The organism is Desulfosarcina cetonica JCM 12296 (assembly GCF_001311845.1).
Taxonomy (GTDB): Bacteria; Desulfobacterota; Desulfobacteria; order Desulfobacterales; family Desulfosarcinaceae; genus Desulfosarcina; species Desulfosarcina cetonica.
Genome location: NZ_BBCC01000142.1, coordinates 1 through 17,379, shown reverse-complemented (window position 1 = coordinate 17,379; position 17,379 = coordinate 1). Strand labels below are relative to the sequence as shown.

The 17,379-nt window shown below is 49.2% G+C and carries 15 protein-coding genes; 7 read left to right on the top strand and 8 right to left on the bottom strand.

Going from position 1 to position 17,379, the window contains the following annotated elements:
- Positions 1–434 precede the first annotated feature (434 nt).
- The 3 genes from JCM12296_RS42450 (at position 435) to JCM12296_RS24435 (ending at position 2,154) form a co-directional block, all read left to right on the top strand.
- Positions 435–863, top strand: a complete 429-nt coding sequence (locus JCM12296_RS42450; RefSeq protein ID WP_213182640.1) for a hypothetical protein — start codon at positions 435–437, stop codon at positions 861–863.
- Positions 863–1,549: a hypothetical protein gene (locus tag JCM12296_RS24440; RefSeq protein WP_054698860.1), complete on the top strand. Its 687-nt coding sequence runs from the start codon at positions 863–865 to the stop codon at positions 1,547–1,549. The genes JCM12296_RS42450 and JCM12296_RS24440 overlap by 1 nt, the downstream gene beginning before the upstream one ends.
- A 68-nt stretch (positions 1,550–1,617) precedes the next feature.
- A complete protein-coding gene (locus tag JCM12296_RS24435; RefSeq protein WP_054698859.1) occupies positions 1,618–2,154 on the top strand; it encodes a class I SAM-dependent methyltransferase in 537 nt (178 codons plus the stop codon).
- 103 nt (positions 2,155–2,257) lie between these two features.
- Here the strand turns inward: JCM12296_RS24435 and JCM12296_RS24430 are convergent, their stop codons facing one another.
- On the bottom strand, positions 2,258–3,013 hold the full coding sequence (locus JCM12296_RS24430) for a hypothetical protein (RefSeq protein WP_054698858.1): 756 nt from the start codon (positions 3,011–3,013) through the stop codon (positions 2,258–2,260).
- 1,797 nt (positions 3,014–4,810) lie between these two features.
- Complete coding sequence (locus JCM12296_RS24425; protein WP_054698857.1) at positions 4,811–5,248, bottom strand: universal stress protein; 438 nt, start codon at positions 5,246–5,248, stop codon at positions 4,811–4,813.
- A gap of 280 nt (positions 5,249–5,528) precedes the next feature.
- On the opposite strand from JCM12296_RS24425, the gene JCM12296_RS38890 reads away from it, so the two are divergent.
- Positions 5,529–5,819 carry a hypothetical protein gene (locus tag JCM12296_RS38890; protein WP_157067866.1) on the top strand — a complete coding sequence of 97 codons (291 nt, stop codon included), beginning with the start codon at positions 5,529–5,531 and terminating at the stop codon, positions 5,817–5,819.
- A 1,084-nt stretch (positions 5,820–6,903) separates the two neighbouring features.
- Here the strand turns inward: JCM12296_RS38890 and JCM12296_RS24415 are convergent.
- A complete protein-coding gene (locus JCM12296_RS24415; protein ID WP_054698855.1) occupies positions 6,904–8,664 on the bottom strand; it encodes a chloride channel protein in 1,761 nt (586 codons plus the stop codon).
- A 977-nt stretch (positions 8,665–9,641) separates the two neighbouring features.
- Between JCM12296_RS24415 and JCM12296_RS24410 the strand changes: the two genes are divergently transcribed.
- The 3 genes from JCM12296_RS24410 (at position 9,642) to JCM12296_RS24400 (ending at position 11,972) form a co-directional block, all read left to right on the top strand.
- Positions 9,642–10,457 (top strand): hypothetical protein, encoded by an 816-nt coding sequence (locus JCM12296_RS24410; RefSeq protein ID WP_157067865.1) that lies wholly within the window; start codon positions 9,642–9,644, stop codon positions 10,455–10,457.
- 452 nt (positions 10,458–10,909) lie between these two features.
- Positions 10,910–11,473 (top strand): hypothetical protein, encoded by a 564-nt coding sequence (locus JCM12296_RS24405; RefSeq protein ID WP_054698853.1) that lies wholly within the window; start codon positions 10,910–10,912, stop codon positions 11,471–11,473.
- 76 nt (positions 11,474–11,549) lie between these two features.
- Positions 11,550–11,972 carry a (deoxy)nucleoside triphosphate pyrophosphohydrolase gene (locus tag JCM12296_RS24400; RefSeq protein ID WP_213182643.1) on the top strand — a complete coding sequence of 141 codons (423 nt, stop codon included), beginning with the start codon at positions 11,550–11,552 and terminating at the stop codon, positions 11,970–11,972.
- Between the two features lie 282 nt (positions 11,973–12,254).
- Here JCM12296_RS24400 and JCM12296_RS24395 read toward each other — a convergent pair whose 3' ends face one another.
- From JCM12296_RS24395 to JCM12296_RS24375, 5 genes are all read right to left on the bottom strand, one after another.
- A complete protein-coding gene (locus JCM12296_RS24395; protein ID WP_054698852.1) occupies positions 12,255–12,956 on the bottom strand; it encodes a peroxiredoxin in 702 nt (233 codons plus the stop codon).
- 498 nt (positions 12,957–13,454) lie between these two features.
- A complete protein-coding gene (locus JCM12296_RS24390) occupies positions 13,455–13,814 on the bottom strand; it encodes a hypothetical protein (RefSeq protein WP_281492148.1) in 360 nt (119 codons plus the stop codon).
- A gap of 29 nt (positions 13,815–13,843) precedes the next feature.
- Entirely contained in the window at positions 13,844–15,517 is a 1,674-nt protein-coding gene (locus JCM12296_RS24385) for a carbamoyl phosphate synthase preATP-grasp domain-containing protein (protein WP_054698850.1), read from the bottom strand.
- A 22-nt stretch (positions 15,518–15,539) separates the two neighbouring features.
- Entirely contained in the window at positions 15,540–16,637 is a 1,098-nt protein-coding gene (locus JCM12296_RS24380; RefSeq protein WP_054698849.1) for a carbamoyl phosphate synthase preATP-grasp domain-containing protein, read from the bottom strand.
- Positions 16,638–16,682: 45 nt separating this feature from the next.
- Entirely contained in the window at positions 16,683–17,279 is a 597-nt protein-coding gene (locus tag JCM12296_RS24375) for an HD domain-containing protein (RefSeq protein WP_054698848.1), read from the bottom strand.
- Positions 17,280–17,379 lie beyond the last annotated feature (100 nt).

Sequence of the window (17,379 nt, the reverse complement as noted above, 5' to 3'; positions counted from 1 at the left end):
AGGTAGGACTTATTCACGTTCGCAAAGATTTCATTTAGTGTCAAGGGGTTGGTTGTCGTTGACAATTCGAGGTATTGAGGATAATGCTCTGGACACCAATCCCAAAGCTCCACCACTTTTCCTGAAACCGAATAGCGTGCCATAATGGAATTTGTAGACCTATTCGATTTTATGATCTGCCCCTTCTGCCGACAATCTGACCTGCGGGACATCTCTGAATTCACAATCTGCCCCACCTGTCAGACTGTCATGGAAATCGATAACCGGAGCGAATGCGTTTTCGTAAATTCCGATATGCCAAGGATGCCGTTACATGGGCAGGTGTGTACGGAATGCAGGCTGATTCAGCCGGAGAAGCGAAATTCGTGCATGTGCTGCGGAGCCATCTTCAACTCCACATACCATTAACATGATGATTTTTTTGGGAAGGCGATATGAAAGAGTGCCCCAAGTGCAAGAAAATGAATAGTGCTTATGCGGATAGATGCAAGTATTGTGGGTTCGAAATCCAATGGGTTCCTGATGATGGCACCGATTACAAGGCACCACCCAATTTCCCTCCTGACGAGAATTCGAAATTCCAGGATAGCGGGGGCATCAAAACAGGTTTGGGAGGGTCTCAAGACAGGGCCAGCTTGGAGGACATTTACGAGCAGTTGGAGGACATCAAAGAGCGAATGACGAGCGGTGTAAATCTCTTTGATGTCACGATGCCATTTGGAAAAATGGTTATCCTGATTATCAAACTGGCCTTCGCATCAATTCCGGCCATGTTGATCATGGGATTGATTTCATCCGTATTCTGGCTGTTTTTTAGTAGTTTATTTTTGAGGGCCATGATGGGGAGCTATGGGATGCACTGATGAAAACGTGGACCAAATTTCTGGCCGCTCTGGCTATATTCATCTCATTAAATGGTCCTGCCTGGGCCTGGCATGATGAAACCCATCTCGCCATCGCCAAAGCTGCCGGCTATGCGAAATGGTACAACGCCGCCGGGGCGGATATCACCAAAATCAAAGCCGGTAAAATTGAGCAGAAAAATCACTTCTCGAATAATCCGCCGGGAACAATCGTCACTCCTGAAATGGTCCTTGAACAAGCATCCCGTTACAATGATCCGAACGATACGCCGGGACACCTATATGGGGCTATCATTCAATCCATCAGGGAATACCGAACCACCACCCGAACCGGAAAGTATTCGGAATACCACCTCGCGTTCTGTGCTCATTATGTCGGCGATCTGTCCCAGCCGTTGCATAACATCCTGCATGATCGCTCCACCAAAAAGGTTCACATCGCCACCGATGGCATCATAGAGGATGAGGTCCTCAAGAATCTGTCCCGGATCGAAATCTACCCCATCAAAATCGATTCGGAAACGGATCTTGCCCGCGAAATTGCCAGGCTCGCCAATATTTCAACGAAACTTGGGTATCAGTTGGAAAAGGAAAACCGGATGCTGACCAAAGAGGAAGCGTATCGGCAGATCAGCCAGAGTGCATCGCTGTTCAAGGCAATCTTAAAATTTGTCGGAAAAAATTGAGGCGGATCGATTAAAAATCGATGCAACCATAAAGGGCCGGATTCAAGGAAAATAAAAAGCGATTCTCGATGCGAAAATTTACAGAAGGCTTGGTTGACCCCCAACTCATTGTCAGCTCACTGAATATTAAACAAGGACAGACGATCATTGATGCCGGATGTGGTACTGGATATATGGCAAAGATATTCTCCCAAGCGGTATCCGCATCCGGTAAGGTCTATGCCGTTGATCGCGACAGTTATTTCATTGGAAAGCTTGCCGATGAAATCAAAGGCACCAATATCGAGGTCATAAGGGGAGATATAACCAAACTTGACCAACTCCCAGATCATTCAGCCGACCATCTCTACGTTTCCACTGTGATCCATTCCTTGCCGAGAAATACACTTGCGGATTTTATCCAAGAGGCCAAACGGTTATTAAAATTCGATGCTCAGTTGACAATCGTCGAGATAGAAAAGAAAGAGACACCTTTTGGTCCGGCGATGGAAAATCGGTACTCACCAGAGGACCTGATCCAAAGGGTTTCAATGGTACCCATGAAGACGGTCAAGGTGGGGGAATACTTCTACATGCAGGTTTTCCAAAATACGAGCGAATCATGATCCCATCACCGTTTTATTGATTGAAGATGGCGGCCTTTTCCTCTCGCGGCATATTGGCGAGGAGGTCTTGGACGATATGGTTGATTTCTGTGGGTGCAGGTATTCAGAATTTTGATTTATGACTTTCGGTAGCACCTTTGTTGACTTGATTAGACAATTCTGTCTCAACTGATTTGGCGATGGAGTTGTCGAAGAATGATAAAAGCACATAATTCGATCCGGGGTGCATGGTTACACTGGCAATTTCGCTTATTTTCCAAATGTATCTCTGTTCTTCATTACTTTTATTGGATAAAGGTTCCCCATATTTTTTCTTTAGTTTTTCCTCAATACTAATTCTGAACTTGGAGTCTTTCGATACCCCTGTATTCAGGAATCGAACATTAAGCGAATAAAGCTTTTTGCCTGAAGGAGTGAAACCCAAATATATTATGGCCCATTTCCCGTATATTTTTTCTTCATAATAGAACTTAGTCGCTGAGTCGGCATATGGTCGGCACATTGCAGGATCGAATGTTTTATTTTCCGAGATAAGACCATCTCTGTGCAACGGTAGATTGTTATATTCTGCTGCATTTATTGCTTCATGGACGGTTATACCTGATTGCCATACACCAAAACTGAAGCTCTGAGGAAGTAATTTCGGAACCTTGAAATCTTTTAGCACCGAAACCACATCCTTTTTCTGAAAACCTATTGTTGCCCCGCCTTGCACCTTGCATTTAACCTGGTCACCATTTTCCCAGCATTTGCTGGCTTTGATTGTCCGGCCGCTTTTCAATTTAATCGTGTCTGCCCCAGAATAGCCAGCAAACATTATCAATGATACCAGACTGATAAGTGTTACGAATAGTCGCATTCCGCATTGATCCTTTTCAGCTATGCAAACGGTTTAATTCTCAAAGGTGAGGATTTATCAACAATACGATATCGGCTCAACTACAGATTACCTATAGATGATAGCATCCACCTACCATCACCCCACCAACCGGCTCACATTGCCCCAGACACAGAATGCCATATCTTTTCATCAAGCAACACGATCAACCACACCAACAAAACAATCAACCATTGAGGTGATACCATGGCCGATAATAGAACTCAGGATTACTGGAAAGATGATAAAGACGGACACGTTGACACCCGTGAAAAAAACTTCGAGTGCGAAAACAAGGACCCCCATCTTGGCTGTGACCCTGGGATTGATGTGGCGGGATAATTGAAAGGAAGGTGCCCCATGATCGGACTGACACTGACGCTCATCACGCTGGGATACTTTATCAATCGATGTGTCGCCGGTGACTCCTGCAAGATTTGAGGGCACGATAAACGGCAGAGCTTCGACAAAATAGGCAGAGAATTACAAACCGCTGACTTGGCGGTGAAGATGGGCAGGGCCTCTAACGAGGCTCTGCCTATTTGTTTTGGTCGCCGTTGCTGCCTTGCCGGTCAGCTCTTATATTATAGATACACCGGAGCAACGCAAACGGACATGCGGATGTCCAAGTGGTCACCCTCTCCTCCGTGACACTTTCCTTGCACCCCTCTGCTCCGGTTCCGCTTTTTTCAGACCGCCCGTTTCGGGCCTGGTTCTATTTAGCCGGTGTTCTGGAGCCTCAAAACGAAACCGGGCCACCCGAAGGCAGCCCAGTCGCAAGGAGGAGAGAAAGATGAAGAAATGCTGTATATTATCGGTACCCTGTTAGGGGCATCCCGTTGTTTGATTGCACATTAGCAGCCCGACATTGCAGGAAAATGATGCCAAAATTACCGGATGGTTATCAAATTGGCACATATTTTAATTAGGATTAATTGTAATTTCAGAGTGTTTTAGCGATATTTTCCATTTGCAGGTGGTGTGTTGGAGTTCGAGATTTGGCTTGTTCGAATTTAATCGGCAACATGTTGTAATTACTACACTTTTACACTTTTTGGTGTTTTGTGACGCTTTTCAGGGCAGATCGTAATTACAGTCTGCCGGGTGGGTCCGACACACAATTTCGGTGTTTTGGCGATTTGGGGTTGGTGGCGGAATTATTTTCCAGGAAATTACATACGAGTTGGGGCTGGTCGAAAGGGTAGGGGAGCAGGATAAATAAAGGGCACAGCCCGCCAGGTGACTGTGCCCAAGTGTGCCTAAATTGTGCCCGTCAAGGTCAAATTTTTCCAAACATTAACAAATGAAACCAAAAACCATGCTGAAAAATGTCATTAAAACAGCCTGTTGAAATTAAAGTGTTTTTTTGCCAATGGTATCACTGGTCTTCGAATCCGTAGGCCGGGGGTTCGAATCCCTCCAGGCGTACCAATTATTAAAAAGGTCAGCCGAAACGGCTGGCCTTTTTTTGTGAAAATGGCAGCGCCCTTGGATTTGAACTGGGCTCGCTGTCGCCTGATTGGGGCAGGGTAGGGTAGATGGGGAGATACTATAGGGTGGGGAAATGGGGATAGTCATTCAAAATAAACGCATAAAAACATGACCGTCCCTAAAGTGCCACTAAAATGCCATATATAGAATCGTTCGAGCCTGCATGAAAAAGGCTGGGGCAAGAAGCAAAAAGTGGGTCAAATGTGGGGTTCCGGTTACGCTGCTCGATCGCCCCTCGATCCACGGGGGCCAATGGTGTCGAGCCGGCGTTTCCGGATTGTGCGTTGTTTAATCGACCAGCAGGACCGTTGCCGGCAGCCTGCGAATGACGGCATCGTTGATTCGGCCGAAAAAGAGATGCTCGAGGCGGCCCTGCTTATGAGCCCGTAAAAGGATCAGATCCACCTTCTCCGTTTTGACCGCCTCTTCGATATCGGTGATCGGATCGCCGCCTTTTACCCATTCGCTGACCACCAATCCTTGTGCATTTTCAGCCTTTACCAATGCATCAAGTTCCTCGCGCGCGTTGGCAACCATGCTTTCGTATTCTCTGTCGAAATACATCGATTGCATATTCCAGTCACCGAAATTGATCGGATCGGGCACAATGTGCAGCAGATGCAGCTTCGCGTTGAATCCGCGGGCAAGGTCGATGCCGGTCTGAAGCACCTTGATGCATTTTTTGGTCGAACGACTGACAACCAGAATGTTGTTGAACGTTTCCATGACGATCTCCTTTCATGCGCCTACCTCTATGCGGCCATCTCTGTTGGTGTCGACAATCAGAACCTCTTTTCGCGGTCCTTTCTTCTCTATGATGGATGCTAAGACCTGGCCGATGCAGTGTAAATCAGCAGACGTCTGATCTTGGCGTCAGTGCATGGCGGTGGAAGATGTCGGTGTTTGTCCGACAGGTCGAAAAGGGCCTGCTTATGATGCTTCATCCCATGGCCGGCCCTTTAACGCGTGCCACGCGTCATGGTCCGGATAGCCGTCGCGGCTTTTGATGAAAGGGTTCGAGGTGGCCTCTTTTGTGGGATCATCACCAACGCATGGCGGGTGGCTGGTGGGGGTAGTTGATGGCATGGGTGACGAGTTGGCAGAGTTCAACGGATCTTTGCATGGCGAGACTCCTTTGAACTTGGAAATAAAAAAGGCGATGAGAAATAAATACCGGATGCTTTTCGGAGCGGGCGTTGATGAGTTTTTTGCCGATGAAAACATCCTTGGCCGAGGATGGCACAAGCCCCCAATAAAACCAGATTTCATTTGGTGTCAAGGGGTTGGTTGCCGTTGACAATTCGGATTATGAGCGATAGTTCTCAGTATCCCAATTGACAATGGAAATTTGCTATAATGGACATCCATAGGCAAATAATGGGGGTGGTATGCAAGAGGAACCGCTGTTAGGTCTGCTGGAAAAGGTTGAGCTGAGAGATACCTGGCCAAGAGAAGATGTTAATTTCATGCCTATCCGGTTAGCACAGGTTTGTTTGATTCCAAAAAAATCGTATGTACCTATAGGCTCTCATAACAGTGTCTGGATTCAATCTGACATGCGCAGAATCAAACGACCAAGCCCCAGCCTGTTTCAAACGGATAGGCATGGTTAATTTTACACCCTGGCTCGCAAAACAAGAAAACCTAAAGTTGCTTGGCGACAATATCGGGATGGACCTTGAGTGGATTGAAACCGAATGAAATTGCTGCCACGCATGAAAATTATTTGAATCAGGTGTGATTGCGTTATGACCTGCCCCTTCTGTCGACAATCTGACCTTCTGGATAAATTGGAAATGACAATCTGCCCCACCTGTCAGACTGTAATGGAAATCGATGACAGGGGCGAATGCGTATTCGTGACCCTTGATACGCCAAAGCCGCCGACTATGAGAAATGGTAGAATGCCGCTGGAGCAGACATCACCAAAATCAAAGCCGGTAAAATTGAGCAGAAAAACCATTCACTCCATCAAGGAATACCGGTCCACCACTCTGACAGGAAAATACGCCGAATCCCACCTGGCATTCTGTGCCCATCAGGATCGCCACTCTCTCAACGAAACTTGGGTATCACCATTGAGTGAAAGCTCCCGATAAACCTAAATAAAGGATCAATCCGATAACTCCCATAACAAAAAGAGTTACGCCTATAGCCAGCCAATCTTGCTCGTCCATGATTCTCTCCTTTGTTTGTGGTTACAACGGCAGGAAATGAACGAAAACACGTATCAGCTGTGATCGGGAAGTGTCGGCTTCAGGATTATGCAAAAAGTAGCAAGTGGAAAACCGTATTGACGGAAAAACATTTGAATTTCATAAGTTCCCACCTTATCTCAAATTTAATCCTTACTGATTTTGCCTGTCAATATCATTCGCAGCTTACCGGCGTTGGTTTCGAAAAATATTGGTTTTCAAGACTTTTTCATTGTAGGCCAGGATCAGATTGCTTTTTTTCAGAATACCGAGCACCCTTTTTCTGTTTGCCGGATCCACGATCGGCAGGGTCGATATGTGTTTGCCTTCAAAGGCTTCGAAAGCGGTTTCGAGTGTGTCGGCGGGAACGAGACAGTGAACGTTTTTCGTCATGATGTCGGCCGCCACAACGATGGCGGACAAATCCGCCATGTCCGACAGGCAGTTTTTTAAATCGCGCATGGATAGCATTCCCACCAGTTCATCGCCGTCATTCAAAACCACAAAGTGCGGGTAGGTGCTTTCACGCGCTTTGGCAACCAGATCCAGCAGACCGGTGCATACTCCGATGCACTCATACGCGGTGTCCATGTATTCGGTCACATGGATGGACCGCAGCAGGTTGACATCGTGACCGCGGACAATTTTTATTCCTTTTTTTAGCAGCTTGGTTTCGTAGATGGAATTACCGTAGAATTTCTTGACGACAATCAGACTGGCGATGCAACTTGTTATCAACGGGAGGATGATTTCGAAATTGTAGGTCAGTTCAAAAATGGTAAAAATGGCCGTAATCGGCGCTATGGTGACACCACTGACGATGGCCCCCATGCCGACCAGGCCGTAGGCGGGATAGGCCGCAACCCATTCCGGGAACAGGTGGTTCACGCAACGCCAAAATTCCCCCAGCAGCGCTCCCAATACCAGCGAAGGGGCAAAAATCCCGCCTGAAAAACCGCCCCCGATGGAAAAGGAGGTGGCCGCGAGCTTACAGACCAGAACGACCGCAATGATATCGAGGGCCATCTTTCCGGTCAGAATCAGGTTGACCGACTGATACCCCACACCGAGAACATGAGGGACCTTGACGGCCAGTAATCCAACGAGAAGCCCGCCAACGGCAGGCTGCAGCCCGCCCGGAATTTTAAACCGGTTCAACGTGTCTTCAACAATGGAAATCGATTTAATGAAGGCGATGGATACGAAACCGGCTAGGATGCCGAGCAAACCGTAAAGCGGGATCTCCCAGTAGCTGACCAACGTGTACGAGGGGATGTCGAAGGCCGGAAGGTTTCCCAGGAACTGATGTGAAACCACGGTCGCCGCTACCGCCGAAATCGCAATATGGCTCAGATAACTGATCTCGAAATCGACCAGAATAATTTCCACGGCGAACAGCATGCCGGCCATGGGTGCATTGAAGGTTGCGGCAATCCCGGCCGCCGCACCACAGGCCAGGAAAACGGACCGCCATTCAGGAGGCAGACGGACCAGCTGGGCGACGGAAGAACCCACAGAGGCGCCAATGTGTACAATGGGTCCTTCCCTGCCGACGGAAGCGCCGCAGCCGATGGAAACAACGGTCGACAGTATCTTGTAGAACGTCGTGCCGTGGCGGATAATTCCCTGCTTCGAGGCGACGGCGTGGATGACTTCCGGGACACCCGCGCCCCGGGTTTCCGGCGCCAGTTTGGAAACGATCGGACCAACGAACAGCCCCCCGGACAGTGGGATTAAAACGACGGCGATCCACGGCAACTGAGTCGCACCGCCGATGATGTCGAGGGGATCGTGCCAGCAGAACCGGCAAGCGACCAGCAACAGATAACGGAATCCCACCGCCAGAAAACCGGTCAGAACGCCGATCAGAACGGCAACGATCAGCAATGGAATCGGCGTCCCACGGTCTGATTGGAACCGCCACTTGATACCGGGTATACTTTCCATCTGCTCAACCTGACGGTGTGACCGGAATTTATTTCAGAGGCCTTTTCAATTCCGGCGTTTTTATTCGGATGCCTACCGTGACGATCATGCGTGTTTACCTTCAAAACAGCAAGCGTGATGCCATGTTGGTGGAATTTTTATCATTCGGAATTTGACGTTTTTTGTCGCTTGGGTATTGGTGACCCAAGGATGATGGATTCGTAACAAGCCCGAGATCAAGGCTTGCGAATCCTTAAGGAATGAGGTGTCGTTAGCGTACGCCGCAGTGACGAGGGATACGCGTAACGCCGATATCGGGCTTCTAAGGAAGTGACCCGAAATTCGGGTCACTTCGTGAACCCAAATGCTTCCCCGCGAGGGGTAGGCCGCTTTTTACGAATCCGTCAAGGGGGGCTGCCCGACGGCGGTACCGGACCACCGCTTGTTTATTTCACCTCCATTAAAAGTTTTTTTTCACCTTGTAAAAAAAGGTGACAGTCATTTCCCCACCGATCGGGCTTCGTGGGCCGCGAGCACCGCATTTCAGTCATCTGCTAAGTGATGTATGCTTTGCTTATCCCCCCGAAGTCAACTTCCAGAGTTTAACCGACAACGATGATTGCCTAAGCTTTGTGGCCAAGGGCGGAGTTTTTCTTTCATCGAAAAAGCCTCGCCTTGGAAACCAAGTTGTTGGCAAATTCGTTCAACAATACCCTGTTTGATTAATGCTATTGGGTGAATGGAGATAACCGGTGAGACCGATCCACGTTCTCAAAATTTCATTCAGTGCCAAGGGGTTGGCATGGCTTGACAATCATTGAAATCAAGGGTATCTCAAATATCTATCCGATTTAAGGGTTAAGATCCTCATTGAGCTGATTTCTTGATCTCCCGCTTCAATCAGAGCCTGCATTTCGTTCCAAAAGTTCTTCACTAAGAAGATGATTTTGTAATAATGACCTGGATATTAATTATTTGCAAAATAAGACTTATTAATCATGAGATACAGACACCCCTTCGAGAGCAATAATTCTTCAGACAAATATATTAAATGGATTGTTGGAATTTTTTTGGGGAGTTTGTTTACATATTTAGCAGATCAATATTTAGTACCCTACGGCATTGGTATGATTTTTGGGCCAAAAAATATTCCGGCAAAAATATTAAAATTTAAAGTATCTCAAGAAGTAATTAAACTTGGTGAAACAGCCTATTTAGAATGGCAATTTGAGAATGCAAAATATTGTATATTAAAGTCCTCGGAAGGAAATAACTATAAAATTGATATAAATAGAAAGATTGGCAAGCTACAGGTAACGCCGAATAAAAAGACTGATTATACGTTGACTTGCTATGGATCAAATACAATAAGCAAAGAAGCTGCTATACTGGTTGATGAGGAAGCCGTATTTGATAATAATAAATATATACCCATAAAATTAATAGTTGAAAAACTTGATTGCGACGGAGATTTTACCAACGGTCAGAAAAAAATTGAATTTCAAAAATATGATGGAAATCGAAAACGAATAAAATTAAAAAAAAATGTGCTTAAGGTGGATGCCAATAAAAGCTCTGTTTATTTATTACCTGATCATGAATATACAATAGGAACCATAGTCGGCGGAATAGGCCCTATACCTATTGAATTCAACGAACCACCAAAACTTGAATTGAGGCATAGAAAAGATCTGCCAAGAATAAAACCAGAACACAAATATTTTTTTGATTGTGAAATATATAATTATTGTGAAGATGGATTCTTTAATGATGGTGAGCTTGCATTTCGTGATTGTGTAATTATAGGAAAATAGTATGATTTATAAAAAAATTTCTAAAAGTTTCTCAATTATTTATAATTCCGATTGTATTTTTTGGATGTGACTATCTTAATAATAAGATAGAATTAATTAGTTATAAAAATATACAAAAAGACAATAGAGAAGAAATTATTGATCATTTAAGTAGATATCCAAATGGACCTCACTCTGATGAACTTTATTGGAGGCTTGCAATTATTGAAAAAAATAGAGATTCCTACATAAACTATATAAATAAGTTCCCGAATGGAAAATATGCTGAGACAGCTTGGTGGAATCTATCTCTAATTGATAATACGATTGATGGGTATTTAAAATTTATTTCAAAATATGAGTATTCTCCACATATAGAAGATGCAGAAAACAGAATTCTTTATTTAACATCGATTCACAATCCTGATATAGATACAATCCATAGATTTCTAAACGTTATTTCAAATACCCAATTGGATTTTGTTACGGAAAAAGATTTAAAAGTTATTATAAAAAATCTGGAAGTTATTTCATTTGAAAAAAAATCTTGCATAGGCTTTATAGACTTGTACAGACAATCTAATGATAAAAAGTATCTTGAAGAAGCAATTAAATATAAAGAATCGATAGTCAATATTGATGATGAGGAAATCCTTGTAAAAAATAAGCCTAATGAATTTTTCCAACTTATCAATTGCAGTACGGAAACTGATGAACCTGATAAGCCAATTATATTTAATTGTATTTTAAGTTCAAAAACAAAATATGGTGCATATCAAACAAAAATAAAATTTAAACTACCAATATGTGTTGAGACAATAGAAAAGAAATTTTTTAAAACAAATAAAAATGTATTTAAAGAAGTGGCTGAAACTATACTGGAAGAGACACTATTTCCAAGGCAAAATTCAGAAATTGCTTTAAATTTCGGCAAACTAAAACAAAATTATAAAAAAACTATAATTGGATACAAAAAAGAACAAAGATATCCTGACGGGATTCCTCAGTTTGATTTTATCAGCGTTGATAGGAAATAAGTTAAAGAAAGGCTTGGATGCTGTTTTTGTTCAGGTTTAATTAACCTGAAATCAAACTTTCCCAGAAAGATTAACTGTGCCGGAGATCACCAGAGTAACTGCTGCCATATTGGAAAAGAATGGCCGAATTATCATCGCCCAGCGAAAGCGCGATGACCATTTGTCTGGGCTATGGGAGTTTCCCGGGGGCAAAATAGAGCCGGATGAAACCCCCGAAGTTTGCCTTGCCCGCGAACTTAAAGAAGAATTGGGCATTGACGTGAAAATCGGTGAATTCTTCGCATCAAATATACACCATTATGATCACATATCCATCGAACTAATGGCCTATAGGGCATATTGGGTCAGTGGCGCGATTAGGATGAACGATCACGAATCCTATCAATGGGTGACTGTCGATCAGCTTGCTGAGTTCGATTTTTCTCCAGCCGATATTCCATTTGTTGAAATGCTAAAGAGCGCTCACATTAGTATCCCAGCACAATCTGAAGGCCGGTGATACGATTTCAAATAAGGATAGAACGATGTCCAAGAAAATACAGATGTTGGTTTACGTCACGGCCCTGGCTGTTTGTGACACCATTATCCCCATTCCCATAACAGCCTTGGTTTTCATTTACGTGATTTTTCAAAAGCCACAATGGTTCCGCGATTGGACAGAAGAAATCTACCGGTCTTAGACCCTATTTAAAATTGAATCATCTTTGACTGCACGGGCGCCTAAAAAGACATCAGGCCACCATGTGGCGGCCCGATGAGGAGAGAAAAGGGCTGTTTTTGTTTAACTCAAAATTTCTTCTATGGTTATATAATCACCGACATGGCCAGCCATTTGCTCACCATCGGTTTTAACCGGAAGTGTCTTTTTCCCCGGTCGCCATCCTGCCGGACATACTTCTCCGGTTTTTGTTGCATATTGCCAGGCTTCTACTTGTCGTAAAAACTCATTTACGTTGCGTCCGACAGAATCCGCCTGAACCTCCTGAGCAACGCAAAGCCCATCCGGATTGAACAGGAATCTGCCTCTCAGCGCTACACCCTCTTCTTCGATAAGCACACCGAAGGCGCGACTGACTTCCTGATTGGAATCCGCGCCGATAGTCAATTGCAGACCTTTTAAAAGCGGTTCGGTTTCTACAAATCTTTTGTGAGAAAATTTGGAGTCAACAGAAACGGCCAATATTTCAACGCCCAATTTCTGAAATTCATCATATTTCGCATTCATGGCAGCGATTTCAGTGGGGCAGACAAATGTGAAATCAGCCGGATAAAAACATACGACCGACCATTTGCCCTTGTAATCATCACTATCAACGGTCGTGAAATGGCCCGTTTTGGCGTCATATGCATCCATTGTGAATTTCGGCATTTCCCGCCGTACCATGGTTGAACTCATCGTTTCAGCCTCCTTTTGTGGGTCACTGGTGACAGTCTTTGCGGTTTCAATCGGCTTTCGTGGTTTGATGCCCGTTTCGCATCCCATGTTTGGCTCCTTTTTCATCTGGAAAGGCTTGCTGTTGGAAAATGGTGCTGCATTTCAATAGGTTGAAATCTGTTGAGGAATATTGATCCCTCAATGTAAAAGGAAGAAACGCAATTTAGGCGACGGTGTGTCGCAGGTGATGTGCCGGGTAATCTTTGGCAAGTATTTTATGGGGCTGAATGCTAAATGTCATGACCCCGTATGGTGGCAGTTTGGTATCCACCGGCATATTTGAATGCGCAAATACTCATATTGCAGTTTTGCAGGGTAATGGCAAATTTTTTGTTTTTATTGGAGATGGATCACCGATTGATAATTTCGATATGTCAGCATAGGTGCTGACCGAATTTAAAGTCGGATTTGTGGTGAGGTGTTGATGGTGTGGATGAGGAAGCCGGTAGCCGTATCCACCTGCCCATACCTAGTCAAAAGGAAGGCTGCTGACATGGCGGTGAAACGGGCAGAGCCGCTAACAGGCTCTGCCGTTATTATTCTATTCTATCGAAGCGCCCTGGTGTAGGACTGCAGCGTGCACAGGGCATCCAGGCCGCGTTTTCTCGCCGCAATGCCCTTGGCCGCGGCCAGGGCGGCAGCCGGCGTGGTCACGTTGGGGATGCGGTAGCGGATGGCGGTCTTACGGATATAGGCATCGTCCTGCTGGCTCTGGCTGCCGCTGGGGGTATTGACCACCAGGGATACCTCGCCGGTCTTGATGCCGTCCACGAGGTCGGGTCGACCGAAGCCGAGCTTTTTGACCAGCTGGGCGTCGATGCCGTTGGCTTTCAGAAAGGCATGGGTTCCACGGGTGGCCTGGATGCCGAAGCCCATTTCCTTGAAGAGGCGGGCCGGTTCGAGAATACTCGGCTTGTCCGCGTCGGTTACCGTAATCAGGACATTGCGTCCAGTGGCAGGGCCGGACCCGCCGCCTCCCGGGAGGTGAAATAGGCCATGCCGAATCCGTCGGCCATCACCAAAACCTGGCCGATGGAGCGCATCCGCGGGCCCAACATGGGGTCGGTTTCGGTGAAGGTATCAAAGGGGAACACCGAGGAGCGGATGCCGTAATGGGGCAACAGCCGGCGCGAGAGATCCATTTCGTCCAGGGTCATGCCCAGCATGATCTCCACGGCCCGCTGGGCCATGGGCACGTCGCAGATCTTGGAGATCAGGGGCAGGGTGCGGCAGGCCCAGGGGCGCACCTCGAGCAGGTAGACGGTGTCGTTCAGCACGGCGAAGCGGGTGTTGAGCAGCCCCTTGACCTTGAGTTCCAGGGCGATTTTTTCGATCATCGCACCGATGGTTTCGACATGCCGCGGAGGGGTGCTGTAAGGGGGCACGACGATGGCCGCGTCGCCCGAATGCACACCGGCCAGCTCGATATGTTCCATGACCGCCGGCACATAAACGGATTGTCCGTCGCACAGGGCGTCGGCTTCGACTTCGATGGCGTATTCGATGAACTGCTCAACCAACAGCGGGTTGGCGGCACTGACCGAGGCGTCCATGACATGCTGCTCCAGCATGCGGGCGTCCATGATGATCGTTTTTCGACGGCCTTGGCGATCCGCCGGCGAGCCGACCAGCAGCGGGTAGCCGATGGTTTCGGCCAGATCCATGGCGGCATCCGGGGTGTCGGCCATGCCGATGCGCGGATGGGGGATCCCCAGGTCGGTCAGCAGCGTGCTGAAGCGCAGACGATCCTGACAAAGGACGGTGCTGGCCGCCGGCGTGCCCAGGACCGGCACGCCGGCCTGGTTCAGTGTTTCGGCCATTTCCATGGCCTTGAAGCCGCCGAATTGGAGAATGATGCCGTCGGGACTTTCCGCGTGGCAGACGGTTTTGAGATCGGCCGCCGTCATTGGCGCCACATAGGTGCGGTCGGCGTCCGTCGGACCACAGGCCGAGGCGGCGTTGGCATTGACCATGACCGCCTTGCGGCCGGCGGCTTTGAGCGCCCGGGCGGCATGCACGCAGCAGTGGTCCAGTTCGATGCTTTGCCCGATACGGCCGAAGGCGGGGCCGACGATGACCACGCTTTTTCCCAACGGTGCATTTGGGGTGTTGTTGCCCAGGGTTGGCACGCGGGTCCAGATCCGCGCCGACTCGCTGCCGCTAACTGGCCGTGGGGCAAGGGAAACCGCTGCCTCGCTGAGATAACCGGCCGCCGTGTCGAGGGGCGTGCCCAGCAGCTGTGCCAGATCGGCCGCCCCAATACCGGCCTGGGCCGCTTTCTGGATCAAAGCGGGATCGGGGGATGGGGTGGCGGCTAATTCACGCTCCAGGTCGGCCCTTTCGGCCAGCCGGTCGATCCACGGGCGTGCGATGCCGGTGACGCTGGTGATCATCTCGGCGGTGACCCCTTGTCTCAATGCCGCCAAAATCATGATCAGGCGGTCTGGCGAAGGTGTGACCAGCCGGTGCAAGAGCACATCGGCATCCAGCGTTGCCATGGCCCTGGCCTGCGCGTCGAGCCGCCGCTGGGAGGTGCGGGCGTGCATGGCCGTGGAGAGGGCTTGTAAGACGTTTTCACCGATGCCCATGACCGCGCCGCTGGCCTTCATGCGGCTGTCCAGGCGTGGCGGCTCACCGGGAAAAACGCTCGAATTCCCAGCGTGGCAGAAATACGGCCACCTGCTTGGCTTGCCTGGAGGGGCCCACGCGATCGCGGTCGCCGGCCAGGGCGCTGTCCATGTCCATGCCCAGGCAAAGCCGGGCATGAATGGCGGCCAAGGGCAGGTCCAAGGCTTTGGCGCAGCGTCCGCTCATGCGGGAATAGCCCATGTCCATGGAGAGGATCAGGGCCTCGGCCGAATCTTCAGCTACGGCGAATTTCAGGTGAGCGGCGCCGGTTATGCCGGCATGCACGGCCAGTTGGCCGGCGGCTTTTTCGATCTGATCGCAGGTTGCCGCATCGATGGTCATGGCGGGGATAACCGTGGTCGAGTCACCGCTGTGGATTCCCACGGGCTCCAAGTTTTCGGCGATGGCGACGGTCTTTGTCTGGCCGGTGGCGTCGCAGAGCAGTTCCACCTCCACTTCGTGATACCCCGAAAGCGCCGGCTCCACCCGGAAACGGCCGGCCGCATCGGACGGCAGATGACCCCCGGTGGTCAGCTGGCGCAGTTCCTCGACGTTGAAGGCCATGCCGTAGCGGATCCGCAGATCCGGTTCGGCAACGCGCACAAACACCGGATAACCGATGGTTTCGGCCAAAGCGGCCGCGTCGGCGATGTGGGCGGTGGCTTTACCTTCCGGCACCTTCAGTCCCAGTGCGTTGGCCGCATCGAAAAAGGCTGTCGGATCGTGGGCCAGCGGCAGACGAGCCTCGCTGACGCCCATCAGCGTGATCCCGTTGTCCTGCAAAAGCCCGGTGTTCGAGAGCCGGGCGGCCAGCCGTAAGGCGCCCGGCCCGCCGACCGTGGGCAGGATGGCGCTGGGTCTTTCCCGCAGGATCACTTCCGTCAGGGATGCGGTGGTCAGCGGCAGCAGGTAGGTCCGATCGGCCGTGTCCGCATCGGCGGCCAGGGCGGATGGGTCGCAGTGGACCATGACGGTCTGGATGCCGGCGGCCTTGAAAATCTCGCAGGCGCGGCAGGCCGCGTCGTCATAGGCGCCCGTCTGGCCGATACGGATGGGACCGGCACCGATGATGAGAATTTTTTGCTCGGGGGTAGGGGACATGGGATCTCCTTAAATCCAGATACAAACTTTGACGGATTCCGCTCTCTATGGTGCCAGATGACCACGGCTGACGGCGTTTTCGATCAGCTCGCGAGCAAAGTGCCACAGGTCGGGCGCGCCCGCCTCGATCCTTTGATTGCGCTCCACGACCTGGGACTTGACGATGCCGTGGCGCTGCCACATTTGTCCTTGGGTAAAGGCATTGTGAATCAGCGGCTGCAGGCGGTCGAGGGCGTTGGCGAAGCGCGCCTCGGCGGTTTCACCGGCTTCGAACTCATCCCACAGGGCACGAAATGCCTCGGCCTGGTCCCTGGGCAGCAGATTGAAGATGCGTTCGGCCGCGGCCGTTTCGCGCTCGGCCTTGTCCTGGTATCCGACGCTGTCGTAGCAATAGGTATCGCCGGCATCGATCTCCACCAGATCGTGGATCAGCACCATGCGGATCACCTGCAAAAGATCGATCGTGTCATCGGCCTTGGCGTACTCACCCAGCACCAGGGCCATCAGGGCCAGGTGCCAGGAGTGCTCGGCATCGTTCTCCTGGCGTGACGCATCGGTGAGCAGGGTCTGGCGCTCGATGGTTTTGAGTTTGTCGACTTCCCGGACGAACCGGATCTGTTTTTCCAGACGCTGAGGGTCCACGGCGAGCTCGCTTTCCGTTGGCTGACGGTCAAAAGAAAGGGTTCATAATCGCGCAAAACCAACCGGTTTTCAAGGCACAAAATCAATTCGGGCACCTTCA

Bases quoted from the DNA above. Each gene is read 5' to 3' on its own strand.
- JCM12296_RS24430 (WP_054698858.1), bottom strand. From the start codon at position 3,013: ATGCGACTATTCGTAACACTTATCAGTCTGGTATCATTGATAATGTTT.
- JCM12296_RS24410 (WP_157067865.1), top strand. From the start codon at position 9,642: ATGAGATACAGACACCCCTTCGAGAGCAATAATTCTTCAGACAAATAT.
- JCM12296_RS24425 (WP_054698857.1), bottom strand. From the start codon at position 5,248: ATGGAAACGTTCAACAACATTCTGGTTGTCAGTCGTTCGACCAAAAAA.
- JCM12296_RS24385 (WP_054698850.1), bottom strand. From the start codon at position 15,517: ATGAAGGCCAGCGGCGCGGTCATGGGCATCGGTGAAAACGTCTTACAA.
- JCM12296_RS42450 (WP_213182640.1), top strand. From the start codon at position 435: ATGAAAGAGTGCCCCAAGTGCAAGAAAATGAATAGTGCTTATGCGGAT.
- JCM12296_RS24415 (WP_054698855.1), bottom strand. From the start codon at position 8,664: ATGGAAAGTATACCCGGTATCAAGTGGCGGTTCCAATCAGACCGTGGG.
- JCM12296_RS24380 (WP_054698849.1), bottom strand. From the start codon at position 16,637: ATGTCCCCTACCCCCGAGCAAAAAATTCTCATCATCGGTGCCGGTCCC.
- JCM12296_RS24440 (WP_054698860.1), top strand. From the start codon at position 863: ATGAAAACGTGGACCAAATTTCTGGCCGCTCTGGCTATATTCATCTCA.
- JCM12296_RS38890 (WP_157067866.1), top strand. From the start codon at position 5,529: ATGAAAGGGTTCGAGGTGGCCTCTTTTGTGGGATCATCACCAACGCAT.
- JCM12296_RS24435 (WP_054698859.1), top strand. From the start codon at position 1,618: ATGCGAAAATTTACAGAAGGCTTGGTTGACCCCCAACTCATTGTCAGC.
- JCM12296_RS24395 (WP_054698852.1), bottom strand. From the start codon at position 12,956: ATGGGATGCGAAACGGGCATCAAACCACGAAAGCCGATTGAAACCGCA.